The following is a 1,171-nucleotide window of genomic DNA, read 5'->3' as shown; positions in this document are numbered from 1 at the left end:
CCCGCCGCAGCTGCGGCAGCCAGGCCAGCACTTGCCGCCAGCCACACCAGCACCAGGCCATTGGCCCACGCATGCCACTGCCACCGCCGCCCCGGCGACTCCACCGCCACTGGCTTCGCAACCAGCCTCAACATCGTGTCCATACCTCGTTCGCCTCCACCCACCCGGGAAATCTGGTGCCGGTACGAGGCTTGCCCACCTGGCGGCTGCCCAGCAGGGGACATCGCCCTGTAACCGCCAGGCCGAAAGACCGTGATCGCCGTCACCATCGCGAATCCAGGAGGCCCCGTTTACCCGGCCTGGGCGGCGAAGGCTCATAACGGCCACCGTGGTGCAGTGCCACGTGCTCGAAGGCCCGTTCACCGCTTCCGTAGTGCTGTGGCGCAGGGCCGAAAGTCCCGGTCACTGGGGGCCGGGCGGCACTGCCACCGGCTCGGTTGCGGCGGGATGCTACAGGGTATGAGCCAGCAAGCCCGCAGCTCGTACGCACACCGAGTTGAGGGGAGCTAAGACATGGGCAGGCACGCCACCACCGCAACTCTCGCTGAGGCGGCCCGGCTCGCCCTGGCCGCCCCATCGATTTTCAACACGCAGCCGTGGCGGTGGGTGATCCACGGCGCAATGCTTGAACTGCGCGCTGACCACAGCCGCCAGCTGCGGGCCGTCGACCCCACCGGCCGGATGCTCACCATCAGCTGCGGCGTGGCATTGCACCATGCCGTCGTGGCGCTTTATCCGCACACCGCCGAGGTTGGCCTGTATCCGGACCCGGCCGATCCCGGTCTGCTGGCGATCGTGCGCGTCAGTGACGGAGATAGCGACCGCAGGATGACCGCCCTGCGTGAAGCTATCGGAGTACGGCGCACCGACCGGCGGGCTTTCGGCAAAAAGCCTGTCTTCGGCAACATCCTCGACCGTCTCGCGGCGGTCTGCCATGAACAGCACGCCCATCTCTACCAGGTGCCGTGGCAGCACATGCCCGCCTTCGCGCTGGCCGCTGTGGCTGCTGGGGCACTGCAACTGTCCGATCCGGAATACCGCATCGAACTGGCCGACTGGACCCACCGCCCAGTATGGAGCGGCGATGGCGTCCCGGTAGAAACTGCGGCGGGCAAACAGGCCCGCCGTGTCCCGGTGCGCGACTTCGCCCCCTTCGGCGGCGAGGAAACAT

Annotated in this window: 1 protein-coding gene; it reads left to right on the top strand. The window is 68.0% G+C overall.

Annotated features, from left to right (window positions below):
- Positions 1–513 precede the first annotated feature (513 nt).
- On the top strand, positions 514–1,171 hold a 658-nt coding region (locus A3E1_RS0125600; protein ID WP_020523642.1), incomplete at its 3' end, for a hypothetical protein.

Source organism: Catelliglobosispora koreensis DSM 44566, from assembly GCF_000379685.1.
Lineage (GTDB): Bacteria > Actinomycetota > Actinomycetes > Mycobacteriales > Micromonosporaceae > Catelliglobosispora > Catelliglobosispora koreensis.
Note: the sequence above shows the minus strand (reverse complement) of the source record. Positions and strands in the feature narration are given on the sequence as shown.